This is a genomic window from Methanolinea mesophila (assembly GCF_017873855.1).
Taxonomy (GTDB): domain Archaea; phylum Halobacteriota; class Methanomicrobia; order Methanomicrobiales; family Methanospirillaceae; genus Methanolinea_B; species Methanolinea_B mesophila.
The window spans coordinates 2,231,099-2,252,960 of sequence record NZ_JAGGKR010000001.1; the positions used below are offsets into that span (position 1 = coordinate 2,231,099).

The 21,862-nt window shown below is 59.8% G+C and carries 19 protein-coding genes and 1 pseudogene; 15 read left to right on the top strand and 5 right to left on the bottom strand.

Features of this window, described 5'->3' with window-relative positions; translation table 11 throughout:
- Positions 1–12: 12 nt before the first annotated feature.
- The 8 genes from cutA to J2741_RS10670 all read left to right on the top strand — a co-directional run bounded on the left by cutA (position 13) and on the right by J2741_RS10670 (position 6,508).
- A complete protein-coding gene (cutA, locus tag J2741_RS10635; RefSeq protein ID WP_209675229.1) occupies positions 13–330 on the top strand; it encodes a divalent-cation tolerance protein CutA in 318 nt (105 codons plus the stop codon).
- Entirely contained in the window at positions 327–1,067 is a 741-nt protein-coding gene (gene fdhD, locus J2741_RS10640; protein ID WP_209675230.1) for a formate dehydrogenase accessory sulfurtransferase FdhD, read from the top strand. Before cutA ends, fdhD begins: the two co-directional genes overlap by 4 nt.
- Positions 1,068–1,200: 133 nt before the next feature.
- Complete coding sequence (locus tag J2741_RS10645) at positions 1,201–1,677, top strand: DUF1890 domain-containing protein (RefSeq protein WP_209675231.1); 477 nt, start codon at positions 1,201–1,203, stop codon at positions 1,675–1,677.
- Positions 1,674–1,943, top strand: a complete 270-nt coding sequence (locus tag J2741_RS10650; RefSeq protein WP_342452261.1) for a DUF1894 domain-containing protein — start codon at positions 1,674–1,676, stop codon at positions 1,941–1,943. The genes J2741_RS10645 and J2741_RS10650 overlap by 4 nt, the downstream gene beginning before the upstream one ends.
- Before the next feature lie 79 nt (positions 1,944–2,022).
- Positions 2,023–3,681: a 2-oxoacid:acceptor oxidoreductase subunit alpha gene (locus J2741_RS10655; RefSeq protein ID WP_209675233.1), complete on the top strand. Its 1,659-nt coding sequence runs from the start codon at positions 2,023–2,025 to the stop codon at positions 3,679–3,681.
- The gene (locus tag J2741_RS10660) at positions 3,674–4,528 is read left to right on the top strand and encodes a thiamine pyrophosphate-dependent enzyme (RefSeq protein ID WP_209675234.1); all 855 of its coding nucleotides are present in this window, start codon (positions 3,674–3,676) and stop codon (positions 4,526–4,528) included. The genes J2741_RS10655 and J2741_RS10660 overlap by 8 nt, the downstream gene beginning before the upstream one ends.
- Positions 4,529–4,597: 69 nt before the next feature.
- Positions 4,598–5,848 (top strand): Glu/Leu/Phe/Val family dehydrogenase, encoded by a 1,251-nt coding sequence (locus tag J2741_RS10665; RefSeq protein ID WP_209675235.1) that lies wholly within the window; start codon positions 4,598–4,600, stop codon positions 5,846–5,848.
- Between the two features lie 69 nt (positions 5,849–5,917).
- Positions 5,918–6,508: a DUF2179 domain-containing protein gene (locus J2741_RS10670; RefSeq protein WP_209675236.1), complete on the top strand. Its 591-nt coding sequence runs from the start codon at positions 5,918–5,920 to the stop codon at positions 6,506–6,508.
- 151 nt (positions 6,509–6,659) lie between these two features.
- On the opposite strand, the gene J2741_RS10675 is transcribed toward J2741_RS10670, so the two are convergent.
- Positions 6,660–7,895: a KamA family radical SAM protein gene (locus J2741_RS10675; protein ID WP_209675237.1), complete on the bottom strand. Its 1,236-nt coding sequence runs from the start codon at positions 7,893–7,895 to the stop codon at positions 6,660–6,662.
- A 455-nt stretch (positions 7,896–8,350) separates the two neighbouring features.
- On the opposite strand from J2741_RS10675, the gene bcp reads away from it, so the two are divergent.
- Entirely contained in the window at positions 8,351–8,848 is a 498-nt protein-coding gene (gene bcp / locus J2741_RS10680; protein ID WP_245249494.1) for a thioredoxin-dependent thiol peroxidase, read from the top strand.
- Positions 8,849–8,933: 85 nt separating this feature from the next.
- Complete coding sequence (locus J2741_RS10685) at positions 8,934–9,578, top strand: DUF488 domain-containing protein (protein WP_209675238.1); 645 nt, start codon at positions 8,934–8,936, stop codon at positions 9,576–9,578.
- A 67-nt stretch (positions 9,579–9,645) separates the two neighbouring features.
- Here J2741_RS10685 and J2741_RS10690 read toward each other — a convergent pair whose 3' ends face one another.
- Positions 9,646–10,332, bottom strand: a complete 687-nt coding sequence (locus J2741_RS10690) for an SOS response-associated peptidase (protein WP_209675239.1) — start codon at positions 10,330–10,332, stop codon at positions 9,646–9,648.
- Positions 10,332–11,021: an HAD family hydrolase gene (locus J2741_RS10695; protein WP_209675240.1), complete on the bottom strand. Its 690-nt coding sequence runs from the start codon at positions 11,019–11,021 to the stop codon at positions 10,332–10,334. The genes J2741_RS10690 and J2741_RS10695 overlap by 1 nt, the downstream gene beginning before the upstream one ends.
- Positions 11,022–11,445: 424 nt before the next feature.
- Between J2741_RS10695 and J2741_RS10700 the strand changes: the two genes are divergently transcribed.
- The 3 genes and pseudogenes from J2741_RS10700 to J2741_RS10710 all read left to right on the top strand — a co-directional run bounded on the left by J2741_RS10700 (position 11,446) and on the right by J2741_RS10710 (position 13,929).
- Complete coding sequence (locus tag J2741_RS10700; protein WP_209675241.1) at positions 11,446–11,862, top strand: hypothetical protein; 417 nt, start codon at positions 11,446–11,448, stop codon at positions 11,860–11,862.
- A gap of 124 nt (positions 11,863–11,986) precedes the next feature.
- The gene (locus tag J2741_RS10705) at positions 11,987–13,372 is read left to right on the top strand and encodes an MBL fold metallo-hydrolase (protein ID WP_209675242.1); all 1,386 of its coding nucleotides are present in this window, start codon (positions 11,987–11,989) and stop codon (positions 13,370–13,372) included.
- Between the two features lie 81 nt (positions 13,373–13,453).
- Positions 13,454–13,929: pseudogene (locus tag J2741_RS10710) on the top strand (pyridoxamine 5'-phosphate oxidase family protein).
- 99 nt (positions 13,930–14,028) lie between these two features.
- Here J2741_RS10710 and J2741_RS10715 read toward each other — a convergent pair.
- A complete protein-coding gene (locus J2741_RS10715) occupies positions 14,029–16,152 on the bottom strand; it encodes a thioredoxin domain-containing protein (protein ID WP_209675243.1) in 2,124 nt (707 codons plus the stop codon).
- An 86-nt stretch (positions 16,153–16,238) separates the two neighbouring features.
- A complete protein-coding gene (locus J2741_RS10720) occupies positions 16,239–17,054 on the bottom strand; it encodes a YhfC family glutamic-type intramembrane protease (protein WP_209675244.1) in 816 nt (271 codons plus the stop codon).
- Between the two features lie 339 nt (positions 17,055–17,393).
- Here J2741_RS10720 and mutS point away from each other — a divergent pair, with 339 nt between their 5' ends.
- Both mutS and mutL read left to right on the top strand, forming a co-directional pair.
- The gene (gene mutS, locus J2741_RS10725; RefSeq protein WP_209675245.1) at positions 17,394–20,051 is read left to right on the top strand and encodes a DNA mismatch repair protein MutS; all 2,658 of its coding nucleotides are present in this window, start codon (positions 17,394–17,396) and stop codon (positions 20,049–20,051) included.
- Positions 20,051–21,835, top strand: a complete 1,785-nt coding sequence (mutL, locus tag J2741_RS10730) for a DNA mismatch repair endonuclease MutL (protein WP_209675246.1) — start codon at positions 20,051–20,053, stop codon at positions 21,833–21,835. Before mutS ends, mutL begins: the two co-directional genes overlap by 1 nt.
- Positions 21,836–21,862 lie beyond the last annotated feature (27 nt).

Consider the following 21,862-nt stretch of genomic DNA (forward strand, 5'->3'; position numbering starts at 1 on the left):
ACGCCGGAGGAGATGATGGCAAAACCCGTGGTGATACTCTCAACGTCGGGCCCGGAACAGTCGGAAGAGATCGCAGGAGATCTCCTGGAGAAACGGCTCTGCGCATGCGTGAACGTTCTCCCGGTGCGGTCGCGCTACCACTGGAAGGGAGAACTCTGCAGGGAAGAAGAACACCTCCTGATCATCAAGACAACGGACGATCGATCGGACGCGGTAATCAGGAGGATCGGCGAAATTCATTCCTATGAGGTACCGGAAGCTATCGTCCTCCCGGTGATCGGGGGGTATGAACCGTACCTGCGATGGGTGACCGAGGAGACCTCTTCATGAACCTCTACCGCCACCGGGCGATCCAGGTGAGGGACGGGGATGTTCAGGTCATCGAGGACCAGGTCGCACGGGAGGAGAGGTTCCGGCTGTTCATCAACGGGGACCTCTTCACCTGCATGGTTGCGAGCGGGGACCAGCTCGAGGAGCTGGGTGCGGGCTTCGTGGTCTGCCAGGGGCTGGCCCCGTGCGTCGAAGGGGTGAGGGTCGAAGGAAACGATATCTTCGTCACCGCACCTGTCGTGGAGGAATGCATGAGGGAGATCATCTCCACCGGGTCCCTCGGTGCCCGGAACCCTCCGCCGGCGGTGAACTCGTCCTATACAATAGGGAAAGAGGACGTGTTCCGTATCACGCGCGAGATCGAGACCGAGACCTGGAGAAAAACGGGGGGCGTACATGCATCGGTGCTCTTCTGCGAGGGCCGGATGGCGGCGAGGAGCGGCGACGTGGGAAGGCACAACACCATGGACAAGGTGATCGGGCATGCAGTCCTCAACGGCCTCGACCGTTCACGCTGCGTCCTTGGATGCACCGGCCGCCAGCCCCGGGACATGGTGGTCAAATCGGCGCGTGCGGGGGTCCCGATCGTCGTATCTCGTGCGGCCTCGACCGACCGGGGGATCCTCACCGCCGAAGAGACCGGCATCACCCTGGTCTGTTTCTCCCGTGAGCAGAGGTTCACGGTCTACACCCACCCGGAGCGGATCCGGGACCTCTTCCCCCCCGACCGGTGCTGAACGTTTTTGGAATCACTTATCTCTCCCCGGATCCCACTACCACTCAACGGCGGAGACCTGCCGGCAACCCCGGGTGGACCCGGGGTTTTAGACCGGTGAAGGTGTTTCCTCCAGGAAACGAGGAGAACGGGACATGAATTCCCCATCAGAACAGAAGACCGCGGTCCTGCTGCTCGGCTGCCCGCAGGTGCCGGTACAGACCGGCATCGCGCTCTATCTCATATCCGCGCTCCGGAAGCGGGGAGTCCGCCCGACCGTGGCCGGGAACAGGGCGGCGAGGCTCCTGGTCGAGGTCTCGGACCCGGACCGGCACTACGTGGGAGAGGTGATGGATATCGACCGGTACGTGGGAGAACTGGCCGAGAAGAAGCGCGACTTCGATTATAACTTCGCATTCATTCACAACGACGCCGGTATCACGTATGCCGCGACGGTGCAGGCCCTCTCGGAAGGAGCCATGGTGGTGCTCGTCTATGGCGAGCATTACGAGGAGGTGGCCGCGGAGATAGAGTTCCCCTGCGAAAAGATATTGGCGAAGGCGGTGCACAACCCCTTGCCCCTGAAGAAGAAGATCGACGAGGTGCTCAATTGGGTTGTATCGAATCTATGAACTACGACATCCTGTTGCGGGATGCTAGTTTCAAGGAGTGCAGGGAGTATATCCGGAGTCATTTCCAGGAATACTACGATGTGGAGCCGGGCTTTGTTCTTTTTGAAAAACACATGATCGGGGTCCCTCCGATCACCATCGGGCTCTCCGGAGACGTGGTGATATTTCCCTATACCAAGCCGTGTTACGGCACCTTCCTCCTCCGGCTGGAATGCAGGGAAGAGGCGGACCGGCTCCGTGCGCTCAAGTCGGGAAAAAAGAAATAAATCCGTTTTCTTGGGAATAGTAAATTCCCGGCGCAACACATAAGTAGGCCATTCCCTATTGGAGTGTGTTGAGTGCATTATGATAGAATTCAGCACGCTTATCGGGGGGAAGGCCGGCGACGGGATCAATAGCGCGGGCTTCCTGGTGGCCCAGCTCTTCAACCGGATGGGATACTCGGTCTACAGTTATTTCGATTATCCCTCCCTGATAAAGGGCGGGCACAATTTTTCACTCGTCCGTGCCTGTGCGAAGAAGACCGGGGCCCATCGCAACCACTGCGACTTTGTCCTGGCATTGAACCAGGACTCGGTCGATCTCCACCCGGAACTCATCGGCGACGACACGACCGTGGTGTACGACTCGTACAAGGTAAAGTATCCAGACGGGATTCCGGTGGATATCGATACCATTCTCGCCGGGGAAAAGGCACCGGACGTGATGGGGAACTCGTGCATTATCGGTGCATTCGCCTGTGCGGCCGGGATCCCCTGGGAGACGCTCCGGGAGGTGTTCGAACGGCACATCCCCAAATCGCTGGACCTGAACCTCAGGGTCGCCAGGCGGGGGTACGATGCGGCGAGCCCGAGGAACAGCGTCCCCCGCCTCCCCGGGAACCCGGCACCCCTCCTGACAGGAAACGAGGCGATCGCCCTCGGGCTGATCCGCGGGGGGATGGACGCGTACGTGGCCTATCCCATGACCCCCGCCTCGAACGTGCTGCATTTCCTTGCCGGGGTCCAGAAGGAGACCGGGATCCAGGTGGTCCACCCGGAGAACGAGATCGGGGTGATCCTGATGGCCCTCGGCTTTGCCTACACGGGGAAGAAGACTGCGGTGGGCACTTCCGGCGGAGGGTTCTGCCTGATGACCGAGGGATTCTCCCTGGCGGGAATGTCCGAGGTCCCGGTAACCGTGGTGCTCGGACAGAGGACCGGGCCGAGCACGGGGCTTCCTACCTACACCGCCCAGAGCGAGCTCTTCTTCGCCCTTCACGCGGGGCAGGGGGAGTTCCCCCGCCTTATCGTGGCCCCCGGAGACGCGGAACAGGCGACAGCGCTCTCCGCGGTAGCGATGCAGATCTCCTGGAACTGCCAGGTGCCGGCCATCATCCTGGTCGACAAGACACTCTGCGAGGGGACCTACAGCTATGCGGACGACATGGTGGACATCCCCCGGCTCGCCCCCCCGTCCGAAACGGTTGGCGGGCCGTATCAGCGGTATGCCCCGACTCCGTCGGGCATCTCCCCGGCAATGTTCCCGCCGTCCCCCGGGGCGGTGATAAAAGTGAACGGGTACGTGCACGACGAAGACGGGATCACCACCGAAGACGCAGACATCACCGTGCGGATGGTGGAGAAACGGGAGAGGAAAGGCCTGACGCTGGAGAAAGAGGTGGAGAAACTCGACGCGGTCAGGGTATCCGGGAACCCCTCATCTCCGGACGTCCTCCTCTGCTGGGGATCGAACAAGGGGGTTGCGGGTGAGGTCGGGGACGATCTGGGGCTCAGGGTGGTGCAGCCCCTTGTCCTATGGCCGTTCCCCGAGGCGCAATTCCGGAACGCGATACACGGGTCATCGAGGATCATCTCGATAGAGGACAATTCCACGGGACAGCTGGGAATTTTGCTTTCCCGGTTCGGGATCCGGGTAGACCATCGTATCCTGAAATACGACGGGCGTCCCTTTGCGGTCGACGAACTCGCCGCCCGGGTGAAGGAGGTGGTATCCCATGGCTGACGAGACCTATATCACCGACGCGAAGAACACCTGGTGCCCCGGGTGCGGGAACTTTTCCATCGAGTTTGCATTGAAAAATGTCCTCGCAGGGATGGAAAAGGACGGGATCCCGAGGGAAAAGATCGTCCTGGTGAGCGGTATCGGCTGCCACGCCAAGATTGCCGACTACCTGAAGATCAACAGTTTCTATTCCATCCACGGGCGGACATTCCCGGTGGCTACAGGGATCAAGATTGCAAACCCGGACCTGCACGTCATCTGCTGTGCAGGGGACGGGGACGCGTATGCCGAGGGGCTCGATCACCTGGTCTTCGCCGCGAAACGCAACGTGGATATCACCGCGATTATCCACGACAACCGGGTGTACGGTCTGACCACCGGACAGTATACTCCCACGTCGTACATGGGCTTCCGGGGGAAATCAACGCCTCTCGGGAGTTTCGAGGAGCCGTTCAATCCCATGGAGCTCATGCTCTGCAGCGGGGCGACGTACATCGCCAGGGGATACACGAAGAAGATGGACTCCCTGCAGCGGGTGATCCGGGAAGGGATCGATCACCGCGGGTTCTCGTTCGTCGAAGTGCTCCAGATATGCGCAACCTACAACAATATGACCGAATATTACACACCCCGGGTCTACGACCTCGAAGCGCACGACCCTGCCGATTTCGAGCGGGCATGCGGGAAGATACGGGAATGGGACTATAACCACGATGGACGGATCGGGCTCGGGGTCTTCTACAGGGCAGCGAAACCCACCTTCGGGGAGAACATGAGGGAAAAGGAGCCTGTGAACGGGAAAGACCGGCAGTCCGCGATCGCGAGGATCCTGGAGTCGAAATCATGATGCGTCCCCAGCAAGGAGGGTGACAATGAACCGTTCCATCATTTCAGCAGATGAGCCGGGGTATCGGCGATGAGCGACGAGCCGAACCTTTTCGAAACGGTCAAGAAGCACATCTGCACCTGTTCTCTCGATCTCCAGCTGACTCCAAATGTCGAGGCGCTCCTGAAGCTCCCCATGCGGGAACTGCACGTATCGGTCCCCGTGCGGATGGACGACGGGACGATACAGGCGTTCAAGGGGTTCCGGGTGCAGTATAACGACGCGCTCGGCCCCACCAAGGGAGGGATTCGGTACCATTCCCGCCAGAATATCGACACCGTCCGCGGGCTCGCCGCCCTGATGACCTGGAAGTGCGCGCTCCATAACCTCCCCCTCGGCGGGGCGAAGGGAGGGGTCATCTGCGACCCGAAAAAACTCTCCAGGAAGGAACTGGAAATGCTTTCGCGTGCGTATATCCAGGCGATCTGCCAGATCATCGGCCCTGACCGGGATATACCTGCGCCTGACATGTATACCGACCAGGACGTCATGGCCTGGATGATGGACCAGTATTCCCTCTTCGCCGGCCGGACCACGTTCGGTGTCATCACCGGAAAACCCCTCTCCCTCCAGGGGTCGGAGGGAAGGCTTGACGCCACTGCCAGAGGGGGGTGGCACGTCGTCGGGGCACTTGCAAGGGACCGCGGGCTGGACCTTAAAGGTGCAACGGTCGCGGTCCAGGGATTCGGGAATGTGGGCTCTTTTGCCGCCGTCCTGGGCCAGGAACTCCACGGGTGCAGGATCGTGGCGGTGAGCGATAGCAGCGGGGGTATTTTCAACGCGGGCGGGCTTGATACCAGGGCTGTCCTTGCTTATAAGGAAAAGACCGGTTCGGTGAGGGATTTCCCCGGATCGAAGAATATCACCAACAAGGAACTCCTCGAGCTCGGGGTGGACATCCTCATCCCCGCCGCAATGGAAGGGGTGATCAACCAGGGGAACATGGACCGGATCAAGGCGAAGGTCGTTGCCGAGTTTGCGAACGGCCCGGTGGACAACGAGGCCGACGAGCACCTGAGACGACAGGGCATCATCGTCCTTCCCGATTTCCTGTGCAATGCCGGCGGGGTAATAGTTTCATATTTCGAGATGGTCCAGAACACAAACCTGGACCACTGGGACGAGCAGGAGATCCATGAGAGGCTTGAAAAGAAGATGATTGAAGCCTACAATGCCGTGAGGGATCTGGTCGCCTCGGATAATGTCCCCTGGCGACAGGCGGCGTATGCCATCGCCGTGAGCCGTGTCGTCTCGGCCATGCGGCTCCGCGGCTGGGTGTGACCCTCACGGGCTCCCTATATCTTATCTGGTAGCAGGGACCACCTTTTTTATCACTCCGGAAGTGATGGCGTGGAATTCTCGGTCTCGGGTGATATTTTCGCATGGGTGATACTCCCCGCGCTGATCTTCTCGGCAAGGGTCGCCGATGTCAGCCTGGGGACGATCAGGGTCATCTTCATCTCCAAGGGCCTGAAGTACATCGCGCCGGTGATCGGCTTTTTCGAGGTGATCATCTGGCTCCTTGCCATCGGGCAGGTGATGCAGAACCTCACCAATGTCGCGTCCTATGTCGCGTACGGTGCAGGGTTCGCCACGGGCACGCTCATGGGGATGCTTGTCGAGGAGCGGCTTTCCCTGGGGACGGTGATAATCCGGGTAATCACCCGGGTAGATTCCGCCGAGCTGGTCGCGAAGCTCCGGGGGAGGAATTACGGGGTCACCGAGGTCGATGCCGTAGGTTCGACCGGGGAAGTGAAGGTGCTCCTGACCGTGGTCAGGAGGCAGGACGCGGGGGAGGTAATCGCACTGATCAAACAGTTCAATCCCCACGCGTTTTATTCCATCGAAGAGGTGAAATCGGTCAGGGAGGGGGTGTTCCCTGAGCACCACGGCTGGGTGATGTTCCGGGATCCCTGGGGTTTTTTCAGGAAAGGAAAGTGATCCCCCGCGTGGCAGATGGGGCGGCCGGGGAGGGCCGTAATCCTGCCCGCAGCCTACTCCGATGTGCGACCAAAACCGGGGACGCGGAAAGACAGGTAAGGGGGGCAATCCGGAATGAAAAAACGGGGGGGGGGTATTTTCGCTCTGCCGGTCACCCGGTGACGCTGGAGTCGTCCGGGACTCCCGGCCCCCGGGAATTGAAGGGAAAATCCTCCCCTTCTCCGCCCGCAAGACCGCAATCGTCGATCATCTCGGTATAATCGTCGAACCAGTACGCGTCCGGGTTGCTCCGGTAGACCATGAACCGACCCCGGTCGGCAGGGTCGGCCGCCTGGTGGTACTTGAAATACACTGCTCCCTCGGTCTTTCCCACCACCTCGATCTTGCCCGAGGCGTGCGACATGACGAAACGGGCTCTCTTCGCAAGGCCGGAGCAGGCCGTGCGTGCCCGTTCGAATATCTCGTATGCTTCCTCGACCGGGAGTTCGAAGTGCCGGTTCCCGAGCGTCGGGCGGCACTGGAACACATAGTAGGGGGGGATCCCGATGAAAGAGAGTTTCCTGAAGAGATCTGCAAGGACCTCCGGATCGCTGTTGATTCCCCGGGTGAGCGGGGTCTGGTTCACGATTATCGCTCCCGCCTCCCGCATCAGTTCCATGCCGCGGATAGCCTCGGGGGTAAGCTCCCGGGGGTGGTCGAAATGCGCCATAAGGTAGATCTTCTTCTCCGGGGTGCTGTAGTTCCGTATCATGGCGGGAAGCGTGGGATCGTTCGTTATCCTGAACGGGTTGAACGCAGGGATCTTGCTCCCGATGCGGATGATCTTCACGTGATCGATCTCCCTGATGCGGGAGATTATCGCCTCAAGCCGCGGAGTGGAAAGGATGAGCGGGTCACCCCCGGTGAGCAGGACGTTGGTGATCTCGGGATGGTGCCCGATATAGGACATCCCCTGCGAGAGGTCACGTGCGATCTCGTCTTCATGCCGCATAAAAAGCCGTTTTCTGAAGCAGAAACGGCAGACCCCGCCGCACACGTCGACGGCGAGGACCAGCGCAGTCTGCGGGTACTTGTGCTGGACCCCCGGTGCCACCGTGTAGGTCTTTTCGCCGGATGCATCGAGGGCTCCCCAGTCCTCGAGTTCCCGCGAATCGGGGATAATGATCTTCCGGATGGGATCTTCCGGGTCGTTCCAGTCGATCAGGGACAGGTAATACTCGTTGGCCCGGAACGAGAATTTCTTCGTCACATCCGCGAGGGATTCTTTCAGGGGAGGCGGGAGCCCTCCGACCCTGTCGAGCGAGGTGATGTACTGCGGATTCCCGCTGCCCCGGGCCGGGGTTTTTTTGCAACCTTCTCCGAATAGCTGCTGTTCATCAGGTTTCATTTCCGGTCTCTCCGTATGCGGTTTCATCCCTCGATCCCCGGGCCTGTCGGACGGGTGAAGGGACGATTGTGTGTGAAAGCCCCGATGAGAACTCATCGAAGTACTTAGAATGTGCGGTTTCTCTTCTGTATTCAATTCATAAAATAGTTGCTATCGGAACAGCATATAGGGCGGTTATAACTAATTTTTTTTTCTGGGGAAGGTAGAGCGCGGCAATGAAAGGACCCCGGAGCTCAGAGATGCCACCCCGCGTAAGGCAGCCTCGTTCCCGGAGCGGAAGTGCCGCAGCATGAAGTTTGTCACCCGACCTGTGAGGTCCGGGGGAACCAGGGGTGGAGTTATCGCGAGCCTGCCCGCCCGGTCCGCGGGCCGGAATTCCCGACACGCACCGGGGTTGCGGCCCGGCAGTTCTATACCCTTCCGCCCCCTATGCGGGAATGAGACGAGGAAACGTGATGAGTGACGAAAAGAGTGACCCCCTCGCGGGCATGCCCGCTCCAGGGTTCTGCCTCCCCTCGGCAGATGCGAAGGAGGTCTGCCTGGACTCGTTCCGGGGAAAGTGGGTGGTCGTATACTTTTACCCGAAGGACAATACCATGGGCTGCACCCTGGAAGCGAAGGGATTTACCGACGAGTTCGATGAATTTGCCCGGCTTGACGCGGTGATCCTTGGGATAAGCCCGGACACTGAGGAGAGCCACCGGAAATTCATCGGGAAGCATGATCTCCGTATCACCCTGCTCTCTGACACCGGACACGAGGTACTCGAGGCGTACGGAGTATGGAAGAAGAAAAAGATGATGGGCCGCGAGTTCGATGGCGTCGAGCGGAGCACGTTCCTCATCGATCCACGGGGAAACGTGGCGTCGGCCTGGAGGAAGGTCAGGGTTGCGGGACATGTGGCCGAGGTCCGGGAAACCCTGGAAAAGATGGCGGGACGGCCTGGTACGTGAGTAGAGAACAGCGAGGCGGGAACCGGGCTGGTTCCCGGGATAACCGGTTACCTTCCGGCCGCATGGCAAGGGCTATGAGCGGAACATGACGATCCAGGCCGCTGAAAACGTCCCGGACCCGGGAGATCGTTCCCCACGCGATGACGGACTTCCGGAAGATCCCGCGGTGTTTACTATAGGCCACTCGACACATACGCTCGAAGAGTTCATCGGGATCCTGAAAGAAGCGGGGATCTCACTGGTCATCGACGTGAGGACCGTCCCCCGCTCGAGGCACAACCCCTGGTTCAACCGGGAGGATCTCGCCCAGGCTCTCAGGGACTCCGGGATAGGGTACGTCCACTGCGCCGGGCTCGGGGGGTTCCGCCACCCGGTCCCGTTGCAGGAATCGGTCAACAAAGGGTGGAAACATGAAGCGTTCCGTGCATATGCCGATTACATGCAGACCGACGGGTTCTGGGCAAGCCTGCATGAGGCGATGGATCTCGCCCGTTCGGGGAAGGTGGCGCTGATGTGCGCCGAGGCGGTCCCCTGGCACTGCCACCGCTCGCTGATAGCGGATGCCCTCACGATATCGGGAGTGAGGGTCGTGCACATCCTCGATGCGGGAACGAGGATGGCGCACCATTTGACCCCCTTCGCCCGGGTGGCAGGGGGCAGGATTAGCTATCCGAAGGACCCCGGGCAGGAGACCCTCGGCCGGTTTATCGAAGAGGACAACGCGAAATAAAAACGCAGGAAGCGTGATTTGTAAGAGTGGGGGAGAAAGCCTGCCGTGACGGCCTTTCCCGGACCCGCTAAAACGGCAGTTTCCGGTCTCCTGCGGGGGTAAGGACCGCGGGGTCCTTGTTCTGTGGAGCGTTTACCGCGCCCGACACCTGGTAAGCTATCAGAAGGTCTTCCGGGTAGGGGGTGAGAATTTCCCCAAGATCCTCTTCCCCCGGGCTCCCGGGTTCGATCCACCTTTGCTCGAATCCTGGAAGAAGAATCGCAGGCATGCGGTCATGGTACCGCGCCACGAGGGGGTTCGGCGGGGTAGTCACGATGGTGAAGGTACTGAGCGGTTCCGGCGAATCGCACTGGCGGACCTCGTAAAGTCCTGCAAATGCCATTAGCTGTCCATCCTTCCGGCGTATATAGAACGGGACCTTTCCCCGGCCTTCATTCCGCCACTCGAGGAACCCGGTGGCCGGGACGAGGCACCGCCGGTGGAGGGTGGCGGAACGGAAGAGCGGCTGGGTGAGCAGGGTTTCGGCCCGTGCATTGATGGGACGGCGGGAGGTCGCAGGGTCCTTTACCCAGGAGGGGACGAGTCCCCACTGCATCATCCGTAATTCCCTTACACCTCTTTCCGCGGAAAAAAAGATCACCGGAGCCGTCTCCGAGGGGGCGATGTTGTACTGCGGTGCAGGATCCCTGTCAAGGTGCACCAAGAATCTCTCGCCGAGGCCGACGGTGAGGGTGATGGTGAACCTGCCGCACATCAGATTTCCCCCCGGTCCTCTCCGTCCGCCCCGACCAGGTCGAGGAGATCGTCGAACGTCATGAGGACGTGATGCGCACCGCCGTTTCCCGGAGCGGGGGAATAGTCCCCGTACCTGGCGTAGGCGGTGATCAGGCCGAGCCGGTGCCCGGGCTCGATGTCCCGGCGGGGGCTGTCCCCCACCAGGAGGGTCTCCGGCGCCCGTGTTCCGAGCAGGTCCAGCGCGAGGAGAAACGGTGCAGGGTCCGGCTTCTTTTTTCCCGTGTGGTCGCAGGTGACGATGTGGTCGAAATAGGGGGCGAGCCCCGAGATGCCGAGACGTTCGCAGGCGTCCTCGTGGTGAGCGTCCGTCACCAGGGCGGTGGGATATCCGCGGCTGCGGAGGCGGGAGAGGGTCAGGGCGACTCCCGGGTACGCGACGATATGGCGCATCTTCTCTCGCCGGTAAATCCGGCAGCATTCCCGGTAGCCCTCTTCGGTGTACAGCCCGGAGTCGAGGAGGTAGTCCCGGAGGTTCTCGGGGTCTTCGTACTCCCGGACCCTTCTCGTAAAATAGGAATAGATCCGGGCTCCGTCCCTCCTCCGCAGGCTCGCGGAGATCGCGTGGCATGCCTTCCTCTTCGCCCCCACGAGGTCGAACAGGGTGTTGTCCACGTCGAATATTAGAGCCTTGATAGGTTTTTGACACATATTTGGAGACTGAAATTCTATAGTTTCTCGCATTTTCCTGAGAGATTATCATTAATTCTGATATGATAAATGGATGGAATGAGGGAATGGGCTACCGTGATTATCCGCATGTCTCACCGGCACTTTATCTTCAGAAATGATGTTATTGGCCCCCGCACTACAAGTAGAAGGTTAGAATATCAGTGAAAATTTTTAAACGATATATGCAATTTATTTCAAGTTTGCGACTCATATGGGCATTTTTTATGGTGTTTTCGGTCATCGTATTTATCGCAAACTGGTTTTGGGTCACCTGGGGTTTTAACCGCGGCGATCTCTTAATTGAAAAGAGTTTGGAGGCTGGTCCCTACTATCACCTATGATCCCGGCCCCTTTTCCCTGGGGGGTCCATATCTTTTTTGCCTCTCAAATCTTTCAGAAAATTATGAAAGGGGGATTGGAAATTCTTGTTTTGGTGGTAGCTGCCGTTATTGTGTGTGGCTGCACGGATCAAGGAACAACGAGAGTGAATCAGCCAGACCCGATTGTTGGCGTCTGGATTGAAGATCTCATGGACATAAATTCTCCTTATATCGTAACGTTCACTTTTTTTGCTGATGGAACGTTCACCGCTCAAATTCCGGACAGGCCCATACCAGGTCATTGGACCAGGCTCCGGGAGAATCAATATGTAGTAACATACGATTTCGCTGAGGAAACAAGGTCGTTTATTTACGATCCAGATTCTGATACCCTGTCTGAGCCGCAATATCCCTCTTTGACAATTTATCGTGCTTTAAAGATGCCAATTTCCACGACTATCGCTCAAACCTCGATAGCAACACCAAATCCAACGCGGTAAAACTTGCACCGACAATTGGGGCATACGGCAGTCGGGAGCAGGGTGTCTCCGTATATCCCGAAACGACCTCGAAAGGTATTTACAACCGGAGATTCCAAAACCCCCCCTGGAGATTGCGAGAACGATGATCCTACGGCAGATAACCTCCCCTGGCCTTGCCCACAACTCCTACTTCCTGGGCTCGCAGGGAATGGCCATAGTAATAGACCCCAGGAGGGATTGCGAGGTCTTTTTGGAACTTGCGAGGGAGCACGATATGAGGATCACTCATATCTTCGAGACGCACAGGAACGAGGACTACGTCATCGGCTCGCTCGAGCTTGCCGCCCGGTGCGGTGCGGCGATCTTCCACGGGAAGGCGACAGAGTTTGCCTACGGGACCGCGGTCAGTGACGGAGACGAGTTCGCGGTCGGGAGCCTCCGGTGCAGGGTGCTCGAGACCCCCGGGCACACCATGGAGCACATCGCAGTGGCGGTCACCGATACGGAAGTCTCGGCTCTCCCCTTCCTTGTGTTTTCCGGAGACGCCCTTTTCGCCGGGGACGTGGGGAGGACCGATTTCTTCGGGCAGGAGAACAGGGCCCGGGTATCGGGGATGCTCTACGACAGCATCCACGAAAAGATCCTTCCGCTCGGTGACGGGGTCATCATGTGCCCGGCGCACGGTGCAGGGTCGGTGTGCGGTGCGGAGATCGCGGACCACCAGTTCTCCACCATCGGGTACGAAAAAGCGACCAATCCACTGCTGAAGATGGACAGGCAGCATTTTATCGGTTACAAGGTCGCGGAACATCACTATATGCCCCCTTACTTCGGGGAGATGGAGCGCCTCAACCAGTTCGGTCCTCCCGTAAAAGGTCATGTCCCCGACCTCGTCCCCATGGAGATCGGGCAGGTGAAGAACCTGATGGCGAACGGGGTACAGATCCTCGATATCCGGGCTCCGACCTCGTTCGCCGGGGGGCATATCCCGGGGAGCATCTCGATCTGGCGGGAGGGAATCTCCGCGTATGCCGGTTATTTCCTGGACTACCATACTCCCATCGTCCTGGTAGCTGACTTCGACCTGGGTCTGGGGCAGGTCGCCGAGTTCCTCTTCAGGATGGGATACGACAACCTGGAGGGATACCTTGCCGGAGGGTTCCCCGCGTGGTTCAAGGCCGGTGAGCGAACCGCCCAGTCAGGAGCATGGACTGTCCAGAAGTTGTCCTCCGTCCTTTCGGAGAACAGGGACCTTTTCCTGCTCGACGTGCGGGATATCAATAACCGCGAAGATGTCGGATATATCCCGGGTTCGGCGCATATTTACGCGGGGGAGCTCCCGGACCGTGCATGCGAGGTCCCGAAGGACAGGCTCGTCGTCGTCTATTGCGATGCGGGGTACAAAGGCTCGCTCGGGGCGAGCATCCTCTCCCGGCTCGGGTACCCCTCGGTGGTCAACCTGCTCGGCGGGATGGGGGCCTGGATAAAGGCAGGATACCCGGTCGCCGGGAAAAATACGGGAAAATAGTTTGAGAAATTGAGCAAGCGCCGGAATTAAAATTAAAAATATTTATGTAGCCCTGGCGATTACGCAACATCAGGTGAGCGAATGGAGATCGTGAAGATTCCCCGCATGGACAAGAAAGAATACGATAGCCTGATCGAGGAAGGATACGTGAGCCGGATCGCCTTCCAGGGAGAAAAATACCCGTATATCGCTCCCTTCATGTACGTATTCGACGGCAAGTTCATCTATTTCCTTTCCACCAAGTACGGAAAGAAGATTGAGTATTTCAGGAAAAGTCCCTACGTCGCGGTGGAGATAGAAAAATACACCAAGGACCTTTCGTGTTTACCTTCGTCACTATGCAGGGATATCTCGAGGAGGTCACCGACTCGATCGAGAAGAAGATCATCAGGAAGGAGTTCGTGGAGATGATCAAGAGCAAACACCTCTCGACGAACATCCTCGCGGCCCTCGGCCATTCGCCCTCGGACCCCCCGGAGGCGATCGCAAAGGAGGAGCGGTCCCTTGTCTGGAAACTGACCGGGGTCAAGGACCTGGTAGCCCTGAAATCATTGTAACAATTTTTTCGGCATACCGGAGCATACGGTATCATCCATCTCCCGCAGTACCGGCAGGATCAGAACTTCGCATTTTGCCTCGAATACGAACGCGTCTCACTACGCTCCCGACTCGCTGAGGAGGGCCAGGAGCGCGTCTTCCCCGGTGACAGGTGTCCTACAGGACTGGTCAACGCAGAGGTAGGCTGCCGCGGCGCCATCTTTTCCGTGGTACGTGGCACCCCCGTCTATATCCGGTAGTGCGACAGCCGGGTCTACCCTTGCCAGGACGGTCCTGGGATAAAAACCTGTCCTGATCACATCGCAGAGCCGGCTCGCGGCGGGGTCGTGTTTTCCGCCGGCGACGAGCACTCTTCCGGAAGGACCCTTCATCAGGTCGATGCCCATGATCATGAACGGAAAGGCCGAGGGAGAGGAGTGGAGCACCCCGCCCGTCCGGCGAAGGATCTCCCGGCCCCTGGCCTCGTACTTCCGGTCCCCGGTGATCAGGGAGAGGCGGAAAAGATTGTGGCATGCGACCCCGTTATAGGAGGGGATCGCGCCGCCATGGAGCTCTTTCGGGCGCGTTATCAGGTCTTTTTCCGTTTCCGGCGTCATGAAGTAGCCGCCAGAAGAGCTGTCCCAGAAGTGTGAGGAGAAATAGTGTTCCATGGCAAGGGCGGTCTCCAGGTGGCCGTAATCACCCGAAGCCTGGTACAGTTCGATCATCCCAAAGATGGAAAAGGCGTAATCCGGTGCTTTCCCCTCAATTCCTGCATCTCCTTCGCGGAAACGATGGAGCAGCCTCCCTTCGGCGCAAAGGAGGCGGTCGCGAAGGAACCCCGCCGCATGTTCCGCTGCCCCGACGATTCCTGGATCGCCGAACGCCGCACCGGCACGTGATGCGGCGGCGATCATAAGGCCGTTCCAGTCGGTGAGGACCTTGTCGTCCCGGAGCGGGGGGACCCTTTCCCGCCGTGTTGCGAGGAGTTTCTTCCTCGCGGATCCCAGCCGTTCTTCGAGCATGGAACGCGGAATCCCCATCGACCTGGCATGTTCGTCGAGAGGGGCGGAGAGATAGAGGATATTTTCTCCGGTCCGCCCGCCTGCGAATGGATCTACGAAGTTCCCTCCGCTTTGCACCCGGTAGATCTTCTTTACGAGCGCCGCCTCCCCGGGTCCGAGGGCCCGGTCGATGTCATCCCGCGTCCAGAGATAGTACTTACCTTCTTTCCCTTCACTGTCCGCATCGATCGCCGAATAAAACGCCCCTTCCGGGGAAGTGAGGTCGTTCTTCACAAATTCAAGGCATTCGAGAGCGATTTTCCGGTATCGTGGTTCCCGCGTGACGAGGAATGTTTCCGTATATGCCATTATTCCCAGTGCCTGGTCGTAGAGCATCTTTTCGAAATGCGGGACCAGCCAGCGATAATCCGTGGAATAACGGTGGAACCCGTACCCCAGATGATCATAGATCCCCCCCTGGTGCATCATATCCAGGCTTTTTTCGACCATCGACATGGCCGCAGAATCGCCAGACCTGTGGTGGACGCGGAGCAGCATCATGAGAGTATGGAACATGGGGAACTTCGGGGCGCCTCCGAAACCGCCGAACGAGTGATCGAACGCAAGTCTGAGGTCTGCTGAGGCCTGTGCCATCAGGTTCACGTCCGGCCTTCGCACCGGGGCTCTCCCCGGCCCCTCCCGGAGCGAGCGGGTGATCTCGCCTGCCGCGGCGACGGCCCTGTCGCGGTCAGATTTCCACAGATCCGCGATCCTGTCGAGGATTTCCAGGATTCCCGGCCTGCCTCCCGCCGCCCGCCGGGGGATATACGTTGCGGCGTAGAAGGGCTTTTTATCAGGGGTCATGAAGATGGAGAGCGGCCAGCCCCCGCTCCCGGTCAGCATCTGGCATACGTTCATGTAGACCTGGTCGATATCCGGGCGTTCCTCGCGGTCTACCTTCACGGAGATAAAACGACTGTTCAGCGCCAGAGCGACCTCCTCGTCCTCGAACGACTCCCGTTCCATTACGTGGCACCAGTGGCAGGTGGCGTACCCGATGGAGAGAAATACCGGTTTGTCTTCATCCGATGCGCGGGAGAAGGCCTCGTCGCTCCAGGGATACCAGTCGACCGGGTTGGTCGCGTGCTGGAGGAGATACGGGCTCTTCTCGCCTGCGAGGCGGTTCCGGTGCCGGGAACCTCCCCCGGGGCCGATCCCGATGGGGTCATCGCTCCTCATAATTCACACCATGCTCCTTTGAGACAAAAGGGCGGTGCGTCTCTTCAATGTTGTCCTGGAGAGTTATCGTCTTCGCAGGGATCCGGTTATCCCGTCGAAGCCGGGTCCGGGGGTTCACCCGGTTTCTCCGATATCATCCGCGGCCATATGCGGAAGATGAACGCCAGCCCGGCAAGGAAGAAAAGGAAGATCAGCCCTTCGGTGGCGGGAATCCCAATCGTCTGGGACGCGTACACCGCAATGGCATCGACCGCCGCATGCCATGCGATGGCGAGCAGGAGGTACGCGAACGTCCGGCGCATGACGGAGTACATGACCATCAGGGTGAACGCGATCTGAAGGGTGATGGTCATGAGCCGTTCCGCCAGTCCGAACAGGACGTCTACCGGAGTAATCTGGAGGAGGAGGGCGAACTGCGTTTCCGCGGTATTCGTGACCGCCCCCGGAGCGGAGAGGGCTGTTGCCGCATAGAGGTAGGACACCAGGGTGAGAGAGAGGAGGAACCCCACGATTATGCTCTCGACGCCTCCCCAGCCGGCCCCGAACATCAGGGCGTTCTCCCTCGTGTTCCGGGTCCCTTCCCTGGCGAAATAGTACCGGAATACGAGGTAGCGTCCGATCTCCTCGAAAAGCCCCGCCATTATCCCCAGGTACAGGGCCAGCACACCGAGAAGGACGAGAGGGTCGCTGGTAAAGCCCTGGAGTGCACGCGTCAGGGGTCCCTGGGTGAGCAGGACCAGAGGGGTGTGGACGACCTGGACGATGAGGAAGAACGCCAGTCCCAGCAGGAAAAGCCGCCATGAAACCTTCAGTCTCCTGGCGATGAAGAATCCCAGCAGGAGCGGGATGGCGATCTCGAGCGAGATAGTGAGGAGGAATGCGGCGACGACCAGGGGGTCCATACAGAGAGATGGAGGACGAACTTAAAAGGTTATAGCAGTCAGGTATCTGCACCGGTCAGCCGGACACCCGATCCGATCCGTTCCCGGCGGTATCCCAGGTTCTTGTGAGGCTCATGGGTCTGATCCTGTCCGGGATCGGGATCCAGTTAATTTCCTCGGTCTCGGGGCCCTCACTACAGGGGTCGTCGACATCCCGTCCTGAAAGTATTTGCGAGTCCGGCCGCACGAATGCCGGTCCGGAACGGCATCCGTGGATCTCATTACTTCAGGAGGGGGGACTTATCCCCCGGGTTACCGGATCGTTACACATTTCCCATGGGAAAATGATGGTATGGTGAAATGGGAAAGACCGGAGAAGAGTCCGGGCCTTCACCGGGGGGGCGCCTGACCCCGGCAATGGCCCAGTACCAGTCGATAAAGGCCCAATACCCGGGGACCATACTTCTCTTCCATATCGGTGATTTTTACGAGACGTTCGGCCGTGACGCGGAGACCATCTCCAGGGAGCTCGACATCACCCTCACCTCCCGTTCCCGCGACGGCGAAGGGAACCGGATCCCGCTTGCAGGGGTTCCCTGCCACGCGGTTGACGGGTACATCGCCCGGCTCCTTGCGAAGGGCTACCGGGTCGCGGTCTGCGACCAGGTGGAAAATTCCCGTGATGCAAAGGGTCTCGTGAACCGCGAGGTTGTACGGGTGATCACCCCGGGGACCGCGATAGACGAATCCATGCTCTCGTCTCCGGCGGCGCAGTACGTCATGGGAGTCCTTCCCGGTGAGAAGAGTAATGTCGGTCTTGCCTTCCTTGATATCACCACAGGGGAATTTTTCTGTATCCCTGCGTCCCTGGACCCTGCAGGGCACGACCTTCTGACCTTTGTATTCCGCTACCATCCCCGGGAATGCGTGATCCCGGCGAGCGAGGTCCGCCGGCTGGAACCACTTCTCGGGAACCGGGTGGTTCTCACCCCTCTCGAGGACAGCGCATGCGAACGTCAGGCCGGTGAGGACCTGCTCCGCGAACATTTCGGGGTTTCGGACCTCTCCGATCTGGGTATCGGAGAAGACCGGCTGCTTCTCGGTGCCGCTGCGATGGTACTCGGGTATGCAAAAGAGACACAGAAAGCGGGTTTGTCGCACATCCGCACCCTCTCGGTGAAGAACCCCGGGGCTCACCTGATAATGGACGCAATTACCCTGCGCAACCTGGAGATCCTGGAAGGAGTGCGGAGCGGGGGGGTGGAAGGGACTCTGTTCTCGACGATGGACCAGTCGGTGACCCCTATGGGAAGACGCATGCTCCGGGACTGGATCGCCCTCCCGCTCGCGGATGTCGATGCCATTAACCGCCGTCTCGATGCTGTTGAGTATCTTGCCAGGGACTCCCTGCTCCGTGCCGAGCTTCGGGGGCTCCTCAAACAGTGTTCGGACGTAGAGAGGATAGGGGGGAGGATCGCCTACGGCAATGCCGGACCCAGGGATCTCCGGGCGCTCGCAGGCACCCTGGCGCTGCTCCCTGAGATCAGGGCGACTCTGCGGCAGAGCGGGGAAAAAGAACCATCCGCAGTTTCCGAAGCGTCCCGCCTCCTCGTCGAATGCGGCGATATCGTTGACCTGATAGGGTCTGCCATCGTGGACGACCCTCCCGCCGTGGCGAGGAACGGGGGGATGATCCGGTCAGGTTTCGATGCAACGCTCGATTCCTACCGGCAGGCAACCGTATCGGGGAAGGAGTGGATTGCCGCGCTTCAGCAGAAGGAGCGGGAGCGGACGGGGATAAAATCCCTGAAGATCGGGTACAACTCGGTCTTCGGCTACTACATCGAGGTCACCAGATCGAATCTCCACCTTGTCCCGGAGGAGTATACCCGCAAACAGACCACCTCGGGCGGCGAACGCTACGTCCTGCCCGAACTCACCGAAAAAGAAGCCCAGATCGCCCACGCGGAAGAACGGCTCCTTGCACTCGAGATTGCGCTCTACCAGCGCCTGATCGAAACGCTCAAGGGCAGAATGGAGGAGTTCTGCTCCGTTGCAAGAGGTTCCGCGCTCCTCGACGTGTACGCAGCCCTCGCCGAAAGCAGCGCAAAATACGGGTACTGTCGTCCGGAGCTCGACGAGTCCCAGGAGATCCTGATCAGGGAAGGGCGCCACCCGGTGGTGGAGCGGAGTCTCCGGGGGCATTTCGTCCCGAACGATGCGAGGATCGACTCCCGGGACGAGCAGATCCTGATCATCACCGGAGCAAATATGGCCGGGAAGTCCACCTACATGAGGAGCATCGCCCTTATCGTGGTGATGGCCCAGACAGGGAGTTTCGTGCCGGCCTCCTATGCCAGAATCGGAATGGTGGACCGGATATTTACCCGCGTGGGGGCATTCGACGACCTCGCGAGCGGGCAGAGCACCTTCATGGTGGAGATGCTGGAGCTGGCCAATATCCTGAACAACGTCACTCCCCGGAGCCTCGCCGTCCTGGACGAGATCGGGAGGGGGACGAGCACGCTGGACGGGTACTGCATCGCCAGGGCGGTCCTCGAATTCCTGCACGGAAAAGGGAGCAGGGGGGCAAGAACCCTATTCGCGACTCATTTCCACGAGCTCGTGGGGGTTGAGGAGGAGCTCTCACGGGTAAGGAATTACCACTTCGCAGTCAGGGACACCGGGTCAGAGGTAATATTCCTCCGAAAGATCATCCCCGGAGCCACGGACAGGAGTTACGGTATCCACGTAGCCGCCCTGGCCGGGGTGCCTGAAAAGGTCACCCAGCGGGCGGAAGCACTCATGAAGGAACAGGTGTCCGGTGGCGGTGGTGGCGGCCCGGGAGTGAAACGCTATACCCAGATGCTTCTGGTTGACTCCCCGCTCCCCGAACCCCGGACCGATCCCCTCATCGAGGAGTTAAAGATTATCGACCCCGATTCACTCTCCCCCCGTGAAGCGCTCCAGCGACTCTATGATCTCCGGGAAGCCCTGAAAAAAAGGGGTGAGCGGTGATGGACACGGGCGGGCCGGGAGGCAGGATACATCTCCTTGACCCCGAGACAATCCGGCAGATCGCGGCGGGCGAGGTGGTGGAACGCCCCTCATCTGTGATAAAAGAGCTTGTAGAGAATTCCCTCGATGCAGGGGCGCAGACGGTTGAGGTGGAGATCCTTACCCGCGAGAAGAGCATATGGATGATCAGGGTCACGGACGACGGGTGCGGAATGTCGCCGGAAGATGCGGTACTGGCCTTCACCCGTCACGCAACCAGCAAGATCACGGGGATCGACGACCTCGCGAATGCGGGGACCCTCGGGTTCAGGGGTGAGGCGCTCGCAAGCATCGCGGCGGTATCGGCGACCACGCTCACCACACGCCTCCGTGGCGGGGGCCCGGGCGGGGCGAGGGTCGTATACCGGGGCGGAACATGCGAATCGCGGGGGGAATGCGGGTGTCCGGAAGGTACCACGGTCGAGGTTTCGGAGATCTTCTTCAATATCCCGGCAAGAGCGAAGTTCCAGAAGTCCCTCCAGGGTGAACTCGCCTCCATCTCGACGGTCCTCGAATCGATCATACTTTCCAATCCGACGATCGGGTTCCACTACCTGCTGAACGGAAAGGAGCGCCTCTCAATCGCCCCCGGGGGAGGCCTCGTCGACAGGGTCGGCGCCCTCTTCGGGACGGATGTCGCACGCCGCCTCATCCCGGTCCGTGAACAGAGGGAAAAGGTGAGTGTCGGGGGGGTCATCTCCCATCCTTCCATCACCCGGTCAAACCCTTACCAGGTGCTGATTTCGGTGAACGGGAGGTCGATCTACTCCCGCCCGCTTATCGCCGCGGTAAAGGAAGGGTACGGTTCTCTTCTCCCCGCGGACCGCTACCCCGTGGCGGTTCTCGAGCTTACCATTCCCAGGGACGAGATCGATGTGAACGTCCACCCCTCCAAGCGCCAGATACGGATCAGCGGTGAGCGGGAGGTTGCCTCGGGGCTGTCGGCGATGATACGGAACGCACTCCGGACACAAGACCTTCGCCCGAGGGACGTGGGTCTTTCCGCGGATACCCTGCCCGGCCAGGGCTGGAAGGGACCACTGCGATACGAGGAACAGGGGAAAGGCCCGGTGCCGGGGGTCAGGGAGATGTTCCCCGCAGCGCTCCGCACCACCGATCAGCAACTCCGGCAGACCGAGCTCGCGCCCCCCGGCCCTGACCACATCCCGCTCATCCCGGAGATGGAGTGTCTCGGCCAGCTCGGCGACTCCTATATCCTTGCCGCGACCGCCCGGGGCGAGCTGGTGATCATCGACCAGCACGCGGCGCACGAGCGGATTTTCTACGACCAGGTCACGGAGGCCACCAGGAAAGAGAGGATATCCCAGGACCTGCTCGTCCCGGTCGTCCTCGAATTCTCCCCGAGAGAGGCGGATATCCTCCGGACGGCGATACCCCGGATAAAAGAGGAGGGGTTCGGGATCGAGGAGTTCGGGAAGGATAGTTTTGCCGTCGGCGCAATCCCGGTCATCCTGGGAAGGTGCGAGGACCCCGGGGTGATCAGGGAGATACTCGCCGAGATCATCCGGGGAGAGGGGTCCCCAGGTATGGAGAGGGAGCGGATATGCAGGATCATCGCCTGCAGGGGAGCGCTGAAGGCGGGGACCGTATGCACATCCGAACAGTGCACCCGCCTCATCCGGCAGCTCGCGAGGACCAGGGATCCGTGGACCTGCCCGCACGGAAGGCCGACCATGATCGCCTTTTCCCGCGAGAGACTGGACAAGCTCTTCGGCAGGACGTGAATGTTACTTTATTTGTTCTCGTCCTTC